The following is a 15,185-nucleotide window of genomic DNA, read 5'->3' on the forward strand; positions in this document are numbered from 1 at the left end:
CACCACAGTCCCAGCGGCGCTCGCCCACCGGAACGTGGCAGCCGGTGACCGGTTAACGTCACCCCTACCGAGCCAGCGCGAGAAAGGCCGCAGCCCGTGCCGCACACCGACCGGCCCCCGACCGGGCCCCAGGACTCCGAGCGCGCCGAACGGATCCACGCGCTCCTGACCGGCCCCGGTGCCCCCTTCGCCGTGGTCCGGGGGGAGCGGGGAGTGCTGGAGTACGCCGACGGGCCGCGTACGCTCCGGGAGTTCGTCGAGACGGCGTGGGCCTACGGTGACTCGCCGTTCCTGATCGCCGGTGAACGCCGTTATTCGTACGGGGAGTTCTTCGCCGCCGCGTCCGCCCTGGCCGTCCGGCTGAGCGAGCGGTACGGGCTGCGCCCCGGTGACCGGGCCGTGGTCGCGATGCGGAATCAGCCTGAGTGGCAGATCGCCTTCTGGGCCGTCCAGCTGGCCGGGCTCGTCGCCGTACCGCTCAACTCCTGTTGGACCGAGGGTGAGTTCACCTACGCCCTCGACGACTGCGAGCCCGGGGTGCTGCTCGTCGACGGTGAGCGGCTGGAGCGGGTCGCGGGGTGGGCGCGGCGGACCGGGGCGCGCGTGGTGCTCTTCCAGGGCTCGCACGGCGCAGGGCCGCTGCCGGACGGCGTACGCGTCGAGCGGTACGAGGACCTTCCCGCGCCCGACCCCCTGGCCGCTCCCCCCGACGTGGAGCCCCGGCCCGAGGACGACGCCACGATCCTCTACACCTCGGGCACCACCGGCCGGCCCAAGGGGGCGGTGGCCACCCATCTCGCCCAGGCCGGGGCCGCGCTCAACCCCCGCTACCAGGCGGCCGCCTCCGCGCTGGGGAGGGGCGCCGTCCCGGGGATGGGGCCCGCGCCGGTCTCCCTGATGACGTTCCCCTTCTTCCACGTCGCCGCGTTCACCAGCTTCTACGGGGTGATCGCGGCGGGCGGCACCCTCGTCCTGATGGACCGGTGGGACGCGGACGAGGCCCTCCGGCTCATCCGCGCCCACGGCGTCACGCACGTCGCGGGGGTGCCGACGACCGCCCTCCGACTGCTGGACGCCGCCGAGCGTACGGGGGACGAACTGGCGAGCCTCACCCTCTTCAGCACCGGAGGCGCCGCGGCCCCGCCCCGCCTGGTCGCCCGCCTCACCGCCCGGTACGGGGAGCGCGTCGAGCCCCGTAACGGCTACGGCCTCACCGAGACCAGCGGCGGCGTCCTCGCGAACATCGGCGCCGAGTACCGGGCCCACCCCGGTGCCGTCGGCCGCCCGACCCCCGTGACCGAGACACGGATCGCGGGCCCGGCGGGCGAGGAGCTGCCCGAGGGGCAGGTGGGGGAGCTGTGGCTGCGCGGGCAGTCGTTGTTCCGCGGCTACTGGCGCGACCCGGCCGCGACCGAGGAGGCGTTCCGGGACGGCTGGTTCCGTACGGGGGACCTCGCCGTGGCGCGTGAGGGGCGCATCGCGGTCGTCGACCGGATCACGGACATGGTCGTCCGGGGCGGCGAGAACGTGTACTGCGTCGAGGTCGAGGGCGCCCTGCACGACCACCCCGACGTGCGCGACGCCGCCGTCCTCGGTGTCCCGCACCCGGTGCTGGGGGAGGAGGTCGTCGCCGTCGTCCTGCCTCGTACGGGTGCCGGGGTCACCGCCGACGCCCTGCGCGAGCACGTCGGCCGGTCCCTCGCCCGGTTCAAGGTGCCGGCCCGGGTGCTGCTCACCGACGAGCCGCTCCCGCGCAACGCCACCGGGAAGGTCCTCAAGCACGAGCTCCGGGACCGGTTCCCCGCCCGCGATGAGAGCCCCGCGCGCGATCAGGGTCCCGCGCCGCTCACGGCCGGGTGATCCGGACCCGGTAGTTGCCGTCGCCGTCCTCGTCCAGCACGGATATCCGTACGCCGTTGGCGCGGTCCGTGAACGTCTGGCCGGGGCGGAACGGCGCGTCCGAGAGTTCCGCGTGCACGTTGGGGCGCCGGGTGCAGCCGCCGCTGTCCTGGGTGGCGTCGGCGACGGAGACCGGGCCCTGGCCGGTGTCCACGTCGGAGCTGACCTTGTAGATCAGCACCCCGGGCCGGCACACCGCCTCGTCGTTGCCCGCCGCCGTACGGACCTCCACGGCGTAGCCGGACTGGGCGCTGAGCGGGACGAAGGCGAGTTTGGTGCCGCCCGCCGTGGCCAGCGGGCCGAGCGTGTGGTCGCTGACGCCGGGCTGGGAGGCGCAGCTGATCTGCTCGTTGTCGAGCCAGCCGAGCTTCCACTTGTGCCAGCCCAGGAAGTCGTTGTTGGCGCCCCAGTCCTCGGACATGATGTCCCAGTGCCCCACCGAGCCGCCGCCCTCCATCGTGTAGAGGTCGGGCAGGCCGAAGACATGGCCGTTCTCGTGCGGCAGGACGCGGTAGCCCGTCTGTGCGTACGACCCCGAACCGTCGTCCTGGCGGCTGTAGACGAACGACGTGTTGGAGAGCGGTACGCCGTCGGCGGTCGGGGCGTCGTCGTTGCCGGAGAAGGTCACGGAGAGCACGGTGTCGAGGGCGGAGGGGCCCGCGTTCGGGGTGACGAGGACGTTGACCAGGTCGTACGCCGAGAAGTCCACCAGCGGGTCCGCGGCCGCGACGAGGTCCTCGACCAGCTGGCGGTAGCCCGGTTCGAACGGTGAGCCGCGCTCTATCCCGTACTCCGCGAACGGCATCGGCATCCGCAGCCACTCCTTGACGGGGGCCTCGGGGCGGTAGTCGAGGCGGCCGTAGGAGCTGGTCGTGAACCAGTCGGAGGTCTGCGGGAAGAACTCCGCGAACCGGTCCGCCGCCGGTTCCGTGCCCTCCGCGTCCGGGAAGTCGATCATCAGGTTGAGTGACCTGACCTCGCCGGTGGAGCGGGCGTAGCCGGGCGGGGTGGGCATGCCCAGCGACATCTGGACGCCCATGGTCGTGGCGATCCGGCAGGGGGCGACCGCGGAGTCCTCGGCGGTGGCCGCCGGGCCCGCCGTGGCCCGCCCGGCCCCCGGAAGGGTGGTGCTCGCCGTCGCCATGGCGGCTATGACCAGGGCGGTCGCTCCGGCCAGGGCGGCGGGGCGGCGGTGATTGCGTATCCGGTGGCGGGGCTGCTGCATAGAGGCGCCTTCGGGTCCGCGGCAGCCGGCCGACCCTGACTGCGCTCTGGCGATCAGCCTGTGCCGGGCGGTCGGGGGGCGCTCGCTGGGGTGCGCCGATCGGAGGGTTTTCGCCGTCGGCGGGTGTGACTCAAGTCACAGGGGGAGGCGGAAATAACCGGGGAGGGTCTCCCCGTTTGCATCGGTGTCCCCCTGAAACGGGGATCTGATCCCCGGTTACGGGTGGGGGTCACTCAGCTACACGCCGTCCAATCCCACACCGTCCAGCCGCACATCGTCCGATATCTGCTCAGAGCCGATATCCACTCAGAGAACGGGAAGGGCCGCAGCCGTGGAGACCGTCGCCGACACCACCGCACCGGCAGCTCAGCGCCGTACGCCCCGACCGAGGGCCGACGCGCTGCGCAACCGTGAGCGGATCGTCACGGCCGCCCGTGAGCTGTTCGTCGAGTTCGGGCCGGACGTGCCGCTCGACGACGTCGCACGGCGGGCGGGCGTCGGGAACGCCACGCTCTACCGGAACTTCCCCGACCGCGCGGCGCTGACCCATGAGGTCGTGCTCGCGGTCACCTCCCGCACCACCGCGAGGGCCGAAGAGGCCACCGCGGCGGAGGCCGACCCGTTCGCCGCGCTCAGCCGGTTCGTGCACGCGGCCGCCGACGAACGGATCGGGGCCCTGTGCCCGATGCTCTCCGGCGTCTTCGACAGGGACCACCCCGACCTGCTGGCCGAGCGCGACCGCCTCGAAGCCGCTGTCGAGGGGCTCGTGTCGCGCGCCATGTCCGCGGGGCGGCTGCGTACCGACATCGCCGTCGGTGACGTACTCGTCGCCCTCTCCCAGCTCACCCGGCCGCTGCCCGGCATCGCCTGCCTGGACATCGACCGCTTCACCCACCGCCATCTGCAGCTGTTCCTGGACGGACTGGAAGCCCCGGCCCGTTCCGTGCTGCCCGGATCGGCGGCAACCCTGGAGAACCTGAGGCGCCGCGACTGATGACGCCCGCACGGGCCGCAGCCCCCGCCTCGAATCAACGTCCTAGTCGATGTCCTTAGTCGACGCCCTTAGTCAACGTCCCTTTACGTTCACGCATCACGTACTCCCTTCACGTACTCCCATCACGCGTACGCCAGCACGTACCGGCGACTGACCTCGCGACGTCCTCGGCGCCCTCGCATGTCCCTAGGTGGCTACTCCCATGGCAAAAACCGCTGACACCCCGCTGTCGAGAATCGCCGGCACCGGGCTTCCCGATCCCAGCCGCTGGAAGGCCCTGGCCTTCATCGCGCTCGCCCAGCTGATGGTCGTGCTCGACGCGACCATCGTGAACATCGCCCTGCCCTCCGCCCAGACCGACCTCGGCATCTCCGAGGGCAACAAGCAGTGGGTCATCACGGCCTACGCGCTCGCCTTCGGTGGTCTGCTCCTCTTCGGCGGCCGGATCGCCGACCTCTGGGGGCGCAAGCGCACCTTCGTCGTCGGGCTGATCGGCTTCGCGCTGGCCTCCGCGCTCGGCGGAGCCGCCCAGAACGAGGCGATGATGTTCGGCTCCCGGGCCCTGCAAGGTGTCTTCGGCGCCCTGCTCGCCCCGGCGGCCCTCTCCCTGCTGGCCGTGATGTTCACCGACGCCAAGGAGCGCGCCAAGGCCTTCGGCATCTACGGGGCCATCGCCGGTGGCGGTGGCGCGGTCGGGCTGATCCTCGGCGGCTTCCTCACCGAGTACCTGAACTGGCGCTGGACGTTCTTCGTCAACATCCCGTTCGCCGTCGTCGCCGCCGTGGGCGCGTACTTCGTCATCCGTGAGCCCTCCGGCACCCGCAACCGTTCGCCGCTGGACATCCCCGGCGTCGTGCTCTCCACGCTCGGCCTGGTCGCCCTGGTCTACGGCTTCACCCGCGCCGAGTCGGCCGGCTGGTCGGACGGTCTGACGATCACCATGTTCATCGCGGCCGCCGGACTGCTGCTGGCCTTCGTCGTGGTCGAGTCGCGGGTGAAGTCGCCGCTGCTGCCGCTGCGCGTCCTGACCGAGCGCAACCGCGGCGGGGTCTACCTCTCGCTGGGGCTCGCCATCATCGCGATGTTCGGGCTGTTCCTCTTCCTGACCTACTACCTGCAGATCGTGAAGGGGTACTCCCCGGTCAGGACCGGCTTCGCCTTCCTCCCGATGATCGCGGGCATGATCACCGGCTCCACCCAGATCGGTACCCGGCTGATGACCCGGGTCCCGCCGCGGCTGCTCATGGGCCCCGGCTTCCTGGTCGCCGCGATCGGCATGCTGCTCCTCACCCAGCTGGACCTGAACACCAGCTACGCGGCCGTCATCCTGCCCGGCATGCTGCTGCTCGGCCTCGGTATGGGTACGGCGTTCATGCCGGCCATGTCCCTGGCCACGCACGGCATCGAGCCGCGTGACGCGGGGGTCGCCTCCGCGATGGTCAACACCTCGCAGCAGGTCGGCGGCGCGATCGGCACCGCTCTGCTGAACACCATCGCGGCCGGTGCCACCACCGCCTACATCGCCGACAACGCGGCCCGCGCCACGGACCCGAAGCTCCTGGAGCTCCAGGCCATGGTCAGCGGCTTCGCCAGCGCGATCTGGTGGGCGGTCGGCATCCTGGTCCTCGCCTCCGCGATCGCGGTCGTCCTGATCAACACCGGCCGCCCGGGAACGGGAGCGGCCGGCGGTACGGGTGGCACGTCCGGTGGGAACGCCGAGGGCGCCGAGGACGAGTTCCGGATCCCGGTCGTCGCCCACTGACGCCGTCGCCTACGAGGCCTGCCCTGGCTTCACGGTCTGCCCTGATTCACGGTCTGCCCTGGTTCCGCCGCTCAGCGGAGCCAGGGCAGATCCGCGTCCGTACCCTCCGGTTCGAGCCCGGAGGCGAGGACGCGCATGATGTCGCCGAGGCTGCGCACCTGCTCGGGCGTGAGCCGGTCGAACAGCGCCTGCCGTACGGCGTCGACATGGCCCGGCGCCGAACGCCCGAGCATCGCGTAGCCGTCGTCGGTGAGCACCGCGTTCTGGCCGCGCTTGTCGGAGGGGCACTCCTCACGCCGCACCCAGCCGTTCTTCTCCAGCCGGGCGATGGCGTGCGAGAGCCGGGAACGGGTGATCTTCACGTTCCTGGCGAGCTCGGTCATCCGCATCCGGCGCCGGGGCGCCTGGGAGAGCTGGACGAGCAGCCCGTAATAGATGTGGGGCATGCCCGCGTCCCGCTGCAACTGGCGGTCGAGGTGGTCCTCCAGCAGCGTGGTGGCATGCAGATAGGCGCGCCAGACCCGCTGCTCCTCGTCGGTGAGCCAGCGTGTCGCGCCGGTGGATGCCGTGGATGCCGTGGTCATGTGCTCCACTGTACGACCTTTTCTTGAAAGTTTAACTAGATAGGGCTAAGGTCTCTGGAGGTAGGAACTTGAAGGTTCAAGAACCTGGCCGGGTGGATTCCGCAGGATCCCTGATTTCGCCCTGATTTCGCAGGGCCCCTGGAGAACCATCCCCCGGGATCCGGAATCCATGATCGATGCCGAAGGCAATGTCAGGTCCAGTGGATGGGGAGTGCCATGACTGTCACCGCGGAGCGCATGCCCGCCCTCTACCTCTCGCACGGCGCCCCACCGCTCGCCGACGACCCGGTCTGGCCCGGCCAGCTCGCCGCCTGGTCGGCCACGCTGCCGCGCCCCCGCGCCATCCTGATGGTCTCCGCCCACTGGGAGGAGGCCCCGCTCGCGCTCGGTGCGGTGGAGCCGGTGCCGCTGGTCTACGACTTCTGGGGGTTCCCCGAGCACTACTACCGGGTGCGGTACGGCGCCCCCGGGGCCCCGCAGCTCGCCGACAGCGTCCGCAAGCTGCTGCGCGGCGCCGGTACGCCGGTCCAGGACATCCCGGACCGGGGGCTCGACCACGGGGCCTACGTGCCGCTGGTGGAGATGTTCCCGGACGCCGACATCCCCGTACTCCAGATCTCCATGCCGACGCTCGACCCGCAGAAGCTGATGGCCATCGGGCGCAAGCTCGCCCCGCTGCGTGACGAGGGCGTGCTGATCGTCGGCAGCGGCTTCTTCACGCACAACCTGGCCGCCCTGCGGCACACGGGCGGCGGGGTGCCGGGCTGGTCGGCGGAGTTCGACGACTGGGGCGACCGCGCGCTGCGGGCCCAGGACGTCGACGCCCTGCTCGACTTCGAGCACACGTCCCCCGCCGGAAAGCTGGCCCACCCGCGCACCGAGCACTTCGCCCCGCTCTTCGTGACGCTGGGCGCCGCCGAGGAGGAGCTGGACCGGGGGCGGAGCGTCATCGACGGCTTCTGGATGGGGCTGGCCAAGCGCTCGGTGCAGTTCGGCTGAGGGTGCTCGGCCACGTGCGTCTCACCAGGCCGGCGTGTTCAGCTCGACCGCGCGGCCGACGGCGACGAGGGCGGCAGCGTCACCTACGTCCAGTGCCGTGTCGGCGAATTTGATCGTGTGGTCGTCACCGTGCGCCGCGGCCCGCTCGAACACCTCCTGCGGGTGCTGTGCGACCGGTGCGGCCTGTGCGGTTGGCGTGGCCTGTGCGGCCTGTGCGGTCGTCAGGTGTTCCGTGACCGGCTGCGCCTCGCGGGGCCCGTACGCGGAGGTCACCGCGGCGCTCGCCGCCCAGGCCGCGTGCAGGCTCGGCGTCCACAGGGTGCCGGGGAGTGCGGGCAGGGTGCGCAGGACCGCGTTGGGCGCGGTCGCCGCGTGGACCAGCATGATCGGATCGGCGTGGCCATGGGTCGCGTAACGGTGGGTGGCGGCCCGGACGAGCTCCTCGATCGCGGCGCGTGCCGCCTCCGGCCCCGAGGGGGCCCGGCCGGGCCAGTCGGGGAAGCCGGTGAGCTGCTCGAACCGGCTCCGGATGCCGCCGTCCTGGTCGGCGATGAGCGGCACCCGGTCCAGGGCGGCCGCAGCGTCGGGGGCCGGGGCGAGGCGCTCCAGGGCGGGCAGCGGCTGGTGCCGGGCGGCCCAGTAGCCGAGGGCGTGGGCCAGTTCCCGTACGCGCGGGGCGGTCTCCTCGCCCTCCAGCAGTGTGCGTACGGCGTGGCCGACCCGGATCACCCCGTGCGTGGCGCCGGCCGCGATGCCGGGCAGCAGTCGGGGCCACCACTCGGCGAGGGCGGTGCGCCAGGGGCGGTCGGCGGTCTCCCGCTCGAAGAACGCCGTCCAGTCGGCGACGCGGCTGATGTCGCCGAGGGCCTCCTGCCAGTTGAGGGCGGTCACCGGCGCGACGGACCCGGGCATGTCCTCCAGCTTGGGCCGGTAGGTGTCCAGCCAGCGGTGTGCGACCCGCGCGTGCCCGTGCCGTACGAGGGCCTCGATCGCCATCGGCGCGTGGTTGCTGAGCCAGCCGTCGCGCTCCGGCCCCGAGAGGTGGATGCGCTCCAGGGCCTCGTCGAGGGTGCCGGAGGTGTCCGTGGGGTTGCGCTGCGTGTCCGTCATGGGCCTCACGGTAGGGGCGGCGGGCGGCCCGCGGATCGGGCTGAGGTCCCGGCCGGCCACGGCCGGGACCTCCTCCTGCGGACCTAGGGCCCGGGGCGGTGCACCGCACTCCGCACCACGCTCCGTGGCGACAATGCGGACATCGCGAGCAACCCCGAGGCGATACGGATCGTCTTCCGGGGTAGACGCGAGGTCGGGAACGTCCGGGGCGTACGGAGGTCCGGGCGGCCTGGTCCAGGGGTGTGGCCTCCTGTGAGCGCCGCCTCACCGAAACGGAGTCGCGGGTTCCCCGCCACGGCCCGCCGGTACCCCTCGGTTCGGTACCTGACCTGCGCTTACGGGGGTATCCGCGCCGGGTTTCCGCCGGTCGGCGCCGGACAGGGTACTGGATGATCGCGAAAATGAATGGGCGGCATGGGAATTCTGTCCGGATTCCAGTCGTTGTTTCCATCGGATGCAGGGCACCCGAAAAGGTGTCGCGACCTACTCAGCAAGGGAGCACGCATGGCAACCCGTGCCGTCGCCCGTCGTTCGTCCACCACCTCCGGTGGGACCGACCGGGCAAGCAGTGTTCGCGCCGTGGGCGGGGAAGTCGCCGATCGCGACCTGGTCGGCATGTACCTGGACGAGATCGCTCGTACACCGCTGCTCGACGCCGCCAAGGAAGTCGACCTCTCCCAGTCCATCGAGGCGGGCGTCTACGCCCAGCAGATCCTCGACGGCGAGGTGGAGAGCGACGCCCGCGACGCCCGCGGCGCGACGCGTGAAGAGCTGGAGGCGCTGGTCGCCGAGGGCGAGCGCGCCAAGGACATATTCATCCGTTCCAACCTCCGCCTCGTCGTTGCCGTGGCCCGCCGCTACCCGCGCGCGGGGCTGCCCCTGCTCGACCTGATCCAGGAGGGCAACGCGGGCCTGGTGCGCGCGGTCGAGAAGTTCGACTACGCGAAGGGCTTCAAGTTCTCCACGTACGCGACGTGGTGGATCCGGCAGGCCATCACCCGGTCCATAGCCGACCAGTCCCGCACGATCCGGCTCCCCGTCCACCTGGTGGAGGAGCTCGGCCGGATCCGCCGGGTCCAGCGCGAGTTCAACCGGGAGAACGGGCGCGATCCCGAACACGCGGAGATCGCCGCCGAGCTCGACTCCAACGCCGAGCGCGTGGGCAACGTCCTGGACTGGGCCCGCGACCCGGTCAGCCTCAACATGTCGGTCGACGACAACGGCGACACCCAGTTCGGCGACCTGCTGGAGGACACCTCCGCCGTCTCGCCCGAGCAGTCGGTGATGACCCTCCTGCGCAGCGAGGAGCTGGAGGACCTGATCGGCAAGCTCGACAACAGGACCGCCTCCATCATCAAGATGAGGTACGGCATCGAGGACGGGCGCGAGCGGACGCTGACCGAAGTGGGCAAGCAGCACGGCCTGACACGGGAGCGCATCCGCCAGATAGAGAAGCACGCACTACTCGAATTGAAGCGAATGGCTCACGACACGGGCTTTGACGCTGCGGCGTGAGCCAATAACCCGTAACCTCCCCATCAAGCCGGTTCGCACCGGCTGACCGACCGGATCATGCCGGTCACCGACCGGTTTCCCGACCGGTCCCCGGAACTGAGTCCCGGCGCCCACCCCCCCCGGCGCCGGGGCTCATCCATGTCCGGCCCCGTGTCCGGCCCCGTGTCCGGGACCGCCTCCGAATCCGTTTCCGGGCCCGTTTCCTTGTCCGTTCGCGGGTGAGGCCGCGCGGGTCAGCCGGGCGCCCAGGCTCTCCAGGTACGCCACCAGCTGCGGCGGCCCCTGCACCGCGAACTCGCAGTCCACCAGCGCCAGCCGCAGCGCCACCCACTCCAACGAGTCCGTGGACGAGGACCGCAGTCGGCAGCCGTCCTCCCCGTCCGGCCCCGACCCGGGCTCCGGCTCCGGCACCCCGAGTGTCGGAGGCAGCCGGGCCGCCACGAACTCCGCCGGCGCCCGGAACCGCACATCGAGCCGGAGCTCAGGCTGCCTGCCCGCCATCGACCGGGCGAAGTAGCGCGCCGCATCCTCCGCCTCGCCGCCCTCCGCGCCCCCGCCACCCTCCACCGGGAGCGACCGGGGCGTGAACCGGGCGCCCGTGGCGAACGGCTCGGAGACCCGGTCCACCCGGAACGTCCGCCAGTCCGCCCGCAGCAGGTCGTACGCGACCAGGTACCACCGCCGCCCCGTGCTCACCAGCCGGTACGGCTCGACCTGCCGCTTCGTCTCCGTGCCGTCGCCGCTGCGGTACGAGAACCTCAGCGCCTCCTGCCCGGTGGCCGCCGAGGCCAGCGTCGTCAGGGTCTGCGGGTCGATGGTGGCCCCGTCGCCCCGGGTCAGCGGCACCGTGGCGTTCTGCAGCGCCGAGACCCGGTGCCGCAACCGTGACGGCAGTACCTGCTCCAGCTTCGCCAGCGCCCGTACGGAGGCCTCGTCGACGCCCTCGATGGCATGCCCGGCGCCGGCCCGCAGCCCCACCGCGATGGCGACCGCTTCCTCGTCGTCCAGCACCAGGGGCGGCATGGCGGCGCCCGCGACCAGGCGGTAGCCGCCGAGCGAACCGCGCGAGGCCTCGACGGGGTAGCCCAGTTCACGCAGCCGGTCGATGTCGCGGCGGACCGTGCGCGGGCTGACGCCGAGTCGTTCGGCCAGCTCCCCGCCGGGCCATTCGCGCGGGGTCTGGAGGAGCGACAGCAGTTTCAGCAGGCGTGCCGGGGTGTCGGTCATGGAATCCAGGATGCGCGCCCATCAGGTCATGATCAGTCCTAATGAAGGCTTAGCTTCTTCTCATGTCTTCTTCCGCAGCGCTGCCGGACCCGGCACCGAACACCGCACCGAGCACCGCTCCGCCCCAGCCCGGCCCTGCCGACCGGCGCCGCTGGTTCGCCCTCGCCATCGTGATGACCGCGGCCTTCATGGACCTGGTCGACGTCACGATCGTCAACATCGCCATCCCGAGCATCAGGCAGGACATGGAGGCCTCCGTCTCCGCGATCCAGTGGATCACCGCCGGGTACGCGCTCGCGTTCGCGGCCGGGCTGATCACGGGCGGCCGGCTCGGCGACATCTACGGGCGCAAGCGGCTCTTCCTCCTCGGCATCGCCGGGTTCACGGTGGCCTCGGCCCTCTGCGGCCTCGCCCCCAGCCCCGACATACTCGTCGCCGCCCGCATCCTCCAGGGTGCGACGGCGGCCCTGATGGTGCCCCAGGTGCTCTCGATCGTGCACGCCACCTTCCCGGCGCACGAACGCGGCAAGGTCTTCGGCCTCTTCGGCGCGATCGTCGGCCTCGGCGCGGTCTCCGGCCCGCTGCTGGGCGCGCTGCTCACCGAGTGGGACCTCTTCGGCCTCGGATGGCGGCCGATCTTCCTGATCAACCTGCCCGTCGGCATCGCGGGCCTGATCCTCGGCGCCAAGTTCATCACCGAGTCCAAGGCGCCCAGGGCCATGCGGCTGGACCTGATGGGCGTCGGCCTGGTCACCCTCGCCATGCTGATGCTCATCTACCCGCTCACCCGGGGGCACGAGCTGGACTGGCCGCTCTGGGGCCACGTGTCGATGGTGGGCAGCCTGTTCGTCTTCGGGCTCCTCGTCCGGCACCAGCGGCAGAAGGCCATCATCGACGGCTCACCGCTGATCGAGCTGTCCCTGTTCCGGATCAAGAGCTTCGCCGCGGGCATCGCCGTGCAGCTCACCTTCGGCGTCGGCCTGGGCATCTTCTTCCTGGTCTGGACCCTGTACATGCAGATGGGCCTGGGCTGGAGCGTCCTGCGGGCCGGTACGACGGGCGTCCCGTTCTCCGTCGCCGTCTCGGTGGCCGCCGGGATCTCCGTACAGAAGCTGGTGCCCCGCTTCGGCCGCAAGGTCCTCCAGGCGGGCGCGCTCCTGATGGTCGCCGGGCTGCTGACGTACGTCTGGGAGGCCGAGCACTACGGCCTCGCCATCACCTCCTGGCAGATGGCGGTTCCGCTGGTCGTCATGGGCGTCGGGATGGGCCTGATCGTGGCGCCGCTGACCGACGCGATCCTCTCCGAGGTCCCCAAGGAGCACGCGGGCTCGGCGTCCGGGCTGATCAACACCGTCCAGCAGATGGGCACCGCGCTCGGCCTGGGCCTGGTGTCCGTGGTCTTCTTCGGCGCGATCGGTGACCGGCTCGCCCCGCAGGAGCTCGGCCCGGCCTTCGTGAACGCCTTCCAGCAGTCGCTGTGGTGGGTGGCCGGAGTGCTCGTGGTGATCTTCCTGCTGATGTTCGCGCTGCCGGCCCGGCCGAAGGCGCATGTGGAGGGCGAAGCGGCCGGAGACGGCCCGCTCGCCAAGGAGCCGGCGCTGAAGGGCTGAGCGGGCGGGGCGGCGGCCGGGGGCTCCCGGGCGGCGGGGCCCGGCCGCCCGGGATGCTGAGCCCGGGCCCCGGGATGCTGAGCCCGAGCCTCCGCCCGGGAGCCCCGCCCGGGCTCAGCAGATCCTCGTACGGCTCTCCATCGCCGCCCGGGCGGTGTGCTCGTCCTCGTAGACCTCGCACATGTGGCGGCCGTCGGGGGTCGCCGTGTGCTCGACCTCCCACAGGCTCGTCTCGCTGCCGTCCAGCAGCAGGAAGGCGTGCTCGTAGAGCGTGAACCCGGCCTCCTGTCCGTCCACCTGGCACTGGCGCCCGAAGATCTGGGTGATGTGGTGGGCAAAGGCGGACCGGAGCAGCCGTGCCTTCTCCTCGTCCGGGCGGTCGCCGTTCTCCGCGCGGCGCAGGACCCGGCGGGCGTGGTCGGCCGAATTGTCGGGCGCGTACGTCCGGGGGGCCGGGGCCGGGGGAGCGGACATCAGGACCGTCAGGATCTCCAGGTCCCCCCGGCTGCCCTCGTCGCCGAAGGCGGGGGTGTCCGAGAAGCTCCCGGCGAGCCGGGCCGCGGCGATATGGGCGTCGCCCTCGTCGGCGTACAGCTCGTGGCGGCGGGGGACCTGCTCGTCCCGGCCGCCGCCGTGCACCAGCTCCCAGAGGGTCACGTCGGAACCGTCGGTGAGGAGGTAGGTGTGGCGGTAGGTCTCCCGGTGCAGGACGGGGCTGTGGTGCGACGAGTGCAGTGAACTGCTGTGGGCCAGCGCCGAACCGAGCAGGTCGACCGTGCTGTCGGGGAGGTCGAAAGAGTTGAGGGCGCGTCGCAGGAGTCGGTCGAGGTGCTGCTCGGTTGTCTCGTACGGATCGCTCAAGGTGTTGTCTCCAGGCCGTCGCCGCGTGTTACTTGGTGCGTGCTTAACGTAGTCCCTGGGTCTGACATCGTGACCGGGGTTCGTAAAAACGTAAGGCGCCTGAGATAAGTTCCCCGTCTGTTCCCGGCGCATTTCGGGCGGTTGGGGGTGAACTCCCTTGGCCAGGTTGCGAGTCGGGCGCCCGCGCGCCCCTTCGCCCGTGCCGCGCGCCCCCGGCGGTCTACGCCTCGGGCCGACCGTCCGGCCCCTCCCCGTACAGGTCGGCGTGGGCGAGGAACGTGCCACCGGATCCCTGGATGCTCCGGGCCGCGCGCACGGCCTTCACGATCGCGCGGGCCAGCACGTCGGCGCCCGCGGCGAGGATCTCGTTGACCGCGACGGGGTTCTCCGACTCCACCCGCACCCGCCCCGTGGCCAGCGCGAACACCGTGTCCCCGTCGGTCAGCAGATGGACCGGGCGCACCGCGCGGGCCATGCCGTCGTGTGCGGTGCCCGCCAGCTTCTGCGCCTGGGCCCGCACGAGGTCCGCGTCCGTCGCGACGACCGCGATCGTGGTGTTGAACGGCGGGGCCCCGCCCCCGGCCGCCTCCGCCGCCTCCCGCTCCCGCGCCAGCCGCCGTACCGCCGCCGCATGCGTGGCGGGCGCCGGGTACGCGGGCGGCTCCCCGGCCCCGTACTCCCCGAACAGCACCCCGGTACGGGGGTCGAGCACCGAACCCGCCGCGTTCACCGCGACCAGGGCGGCGACGGTGACCCCGGAGGCGAGCCGCACGCTCGCCGTGCCGATGCCGCCCTTGAGCTGCCCGGCCACCGCGCCCGTACCCGCGCCCACGTTCCCCTCGGCGACCGGAGCCCCCGGTTCGGAAGCGGCCGCCGCCTCCACCGCGGCCCGTCCGGTCGACGCGTCGGGGCGGGCCCGCCAGTCGCCGCCCCGGCCGAGGTCGAAGAGGGCCGCCGCCGGAACGACCGGCACCACCTGGCCGGGCTCCGCGCCGACCCGGACGCCCCGGCCCTGCTCCTCCAGCCAGGCCACCACCCCGGACGCGGCGTCGAGCCCGTACGCACTGCCGCCCGTGAGGACGATCGCGTCGACCCGCTGCACCAGGTTGCGCGGGTCCAGCGCGTCCGTCTCCCGGGTCCCCGGCCCGCCACCCCGCACGTCCACGGCGGCCACCGCCCCGCCCTCCGGCGCCAGCACCACGGTCGTCCCGCTCAACGCCCCCGCCCCGCCCACCTGCGCATGCCCCACCCGCACGCCGGCCACATCGGTCAGCGCGTCCAGCAACGGACCACCCTCCAGTGACGGTCCATCCTCCGTCGACGGCGATGGCGACGGGGCGTCGGGCAGCGGCGGGTGCGGGTCCTCGGCGGTCATCGGGCACTCCTCGGGTCGGCGCCC

Annotated in this window: 12 protein-coding genes; 6 read left to right on the forward strand and 6 right to left on the reverse strand. The window is 72.2% G+C overall.

Annotated elements, in window-relative coordinates; all coding sequences use genetic code 11:
* Nucleotides 1-96 precede the first annotated feature (96 nt).
* On the forward strand, nucleotides 97-1,860 hold the full coding sequence (locus tag IF17_RS0121590; RefSeq protein WP_030568392.1) for a class I adenylate-forming enzyme family protein: 1,764 nt from the start codon (nucleotides 97-99) through the stop codon (nucleotides 1,858-1,860).
* Here the strand turns inward: IF17_RS0121590 and IF17_RS0121595 are convergent.
* Entirely contained in the window at nucleotides 1,847-3,124 is a 1,278-nt protein-coding gene (locus IF17_RS0121595) for a M6 family metalloprotease domain-containing protein (RefSeq protein WP_030568394.1), read from the reverse strand. The two genes, IF17_RS0121590 and IF17_RS0121595, sit on opposite strands and share 14 nt — an antisense overlap.
* Nucleotides 3,125-3,455: 331 nt before the next feature.
* On the opposite strand from IF17_RS0121595, the gene IF17_RS0121600 reads away from it, so the two are divergent.
* Both IF17_RS0121600 and IF17_RS0121605 read left to right on the forward strand, forming a co-directional pair.
* Nucleotides 3,456-4,118, forward strand: a complete 663-nt coding sequence (locus IF17_RS0121600; RefSeq protein ID WP_030568396.1) for a TetR/AcrR family transcriptional regulator — start codon at nucleotides 3,456-3,458, stop codon at nucleotides 4,116-4,118.
* Between the two features lie 202 nt (nucleotides 4,119-4,320).
* A complete protein-coding gene (locus IF17_RS0121605; protein WP_030568398.1) occupies nucleotides 4,321-5,880 on the forward strand; it encodes an MFS transporter in 1,560 nt (519 codons plus the stop codon).
* A gap of 71 nt (nucleotides 5,881-5,951) precedes the next feature.
* Here IF17_RS0121605 and IF17_RS0121610 read toward each other — a convergent pair whose 3' ends face one another.
* Nucleotides 5,952-6,464 carry a MarR family winged helix-turn-helix transcriptional regulator gene (locus tag IF17_RS0121610; RefSeq protein ID WP_018515782.1) on the reverse strand — a complete coding sequence of 171 codons (513 nt, stop codon included), beginning with the start codon at nucleotides 6,462-6,464 and terminating at the stop codon, nucleotides 5,952-5,954.
* A 216-nt stretch (nucleotides 6,465-6,680) separates the two neighbouring features.
* On the opposite strand from IF17_RS0121610, the gene IF17_RS0121615 reads away from it, so the two are divergent.
* A complete protein-coding gene (locus IF17_RS0121615; RefSeq protein ID WP_030568401.1) occupies nucleotides 6,681-7,463 on the forward strand; it encodes a dioxygenase family protein in 783 nt (260 codons plus the stop codon).
* Between the two features lie 21 nt (nucleotides 7,464-7,484).
* On the opposite strand, the gene IF17_RS0121620 is transcribed toward IF17_RS0121615, so the two are convergent.
* Nucleotides 7,485-8,573, reverse strand: a complete 1,089-nt coding sequence (locus IF17_RS0121620) for a questin oxidase family protein (protein WP_030568403.1) — start codon at nucleotides 8,571-8,573, stop codon at nucleotides 7,485-7,487.
* Between the two features lie 504 nt (nucleotides 8,574-9,077).
* Between IF17_RS0121620 and IF17_RS0121625 the strand changes: the two genes are divergently transcribed.
* Entirely contained in the window at nucleotides 9,078-10,088 is a 1,011-nt protein-coding gene (locus IF17_RS0121625) for a sigma-70 family RNA polymerase sigma factor (RefSeq protein ID WP_030568405.1), read from the forward strand.
* A 132-nt stretch (nucleotides 10,089-10,220) separates the two neighbouring features.
* Here the strand turns inward: IF17_RS0121625 and IF17_RS0121630 are convergent, their stop codons facing one another.
* Nucleotides 10,221-11,315: a helix-turn-helix transcriptional regulator gene (locus IF17_RS0121630; protein WP_051884086.1), complete on the reverse strand. Its 1,095-nt coding sequence runs from the start codon at nucleotides 11,313-11,315 to the stop codon at nucleotides 10,221-10,223.
* A 62-nt stretch (nucleotides 11,316-11,377) separates the two neighbouring features.
* Between IF17_RS0121630 and IF17_RS0121635 the strand changes: the two genes are divergently transcribed.
* Nucleotides 11,378-12,925: an MFS transporter gene (locus IF17_RS0121635; RefSeq protein WP_030568409.1), complete on the forward strand. Its 1,548-nt coding sequence runs from the start codon at nucleotides 11,378-11,380 to the stop codon at nucleotides 12,923-12,925.
* 114 nt (nucleotides 12,926-13,039) lie between these two features.
* Here IF17_RS0121635 and IF17_RS0121640 read toward each other — a convergent pair whose 3' ends face one another.
* Both IF17_RS0121640 and IF17_RS0121645 read right to left on the reverse strand, forming a co-directional pair.
* A complete protein-coding gene (locus IF17_RS0121640) occupies nucleotides 13,040-13,786 on the reverse strand; it encodes a DUF6227 family protein (RefSeq protein ID WP_018515776.1) in 747 nt (248 codons plus the stop codon).
* 220 nt (nucleotides 13,787-14,006) lie between these two features.
* Nucleotides 14,007-15,161: a P1 family peptidase gene (locus IF17_RS0121645; RefSeq protein ID WP_244890531.1), complete on the reverse strand. Its 1,155-nt coding sequence runs from the start codon at nucleotides 15,159-15,161 to the stop codon at nucleotides 14,007-14,009.
* Nucleotides 15,162-15,185: the final 24 nt, after the last annotated feature.

This window comes from Streptomyces cyaneofuscatus (genome assembly GCF_000718135.1).
GTDB classification, from domain to species: Bacteria; Actinomycetota; Actinomycetes; order Streptomycetales; family Streptomycetaceae; genus Streptomyces; species Streptomyces cyaneofuscatus.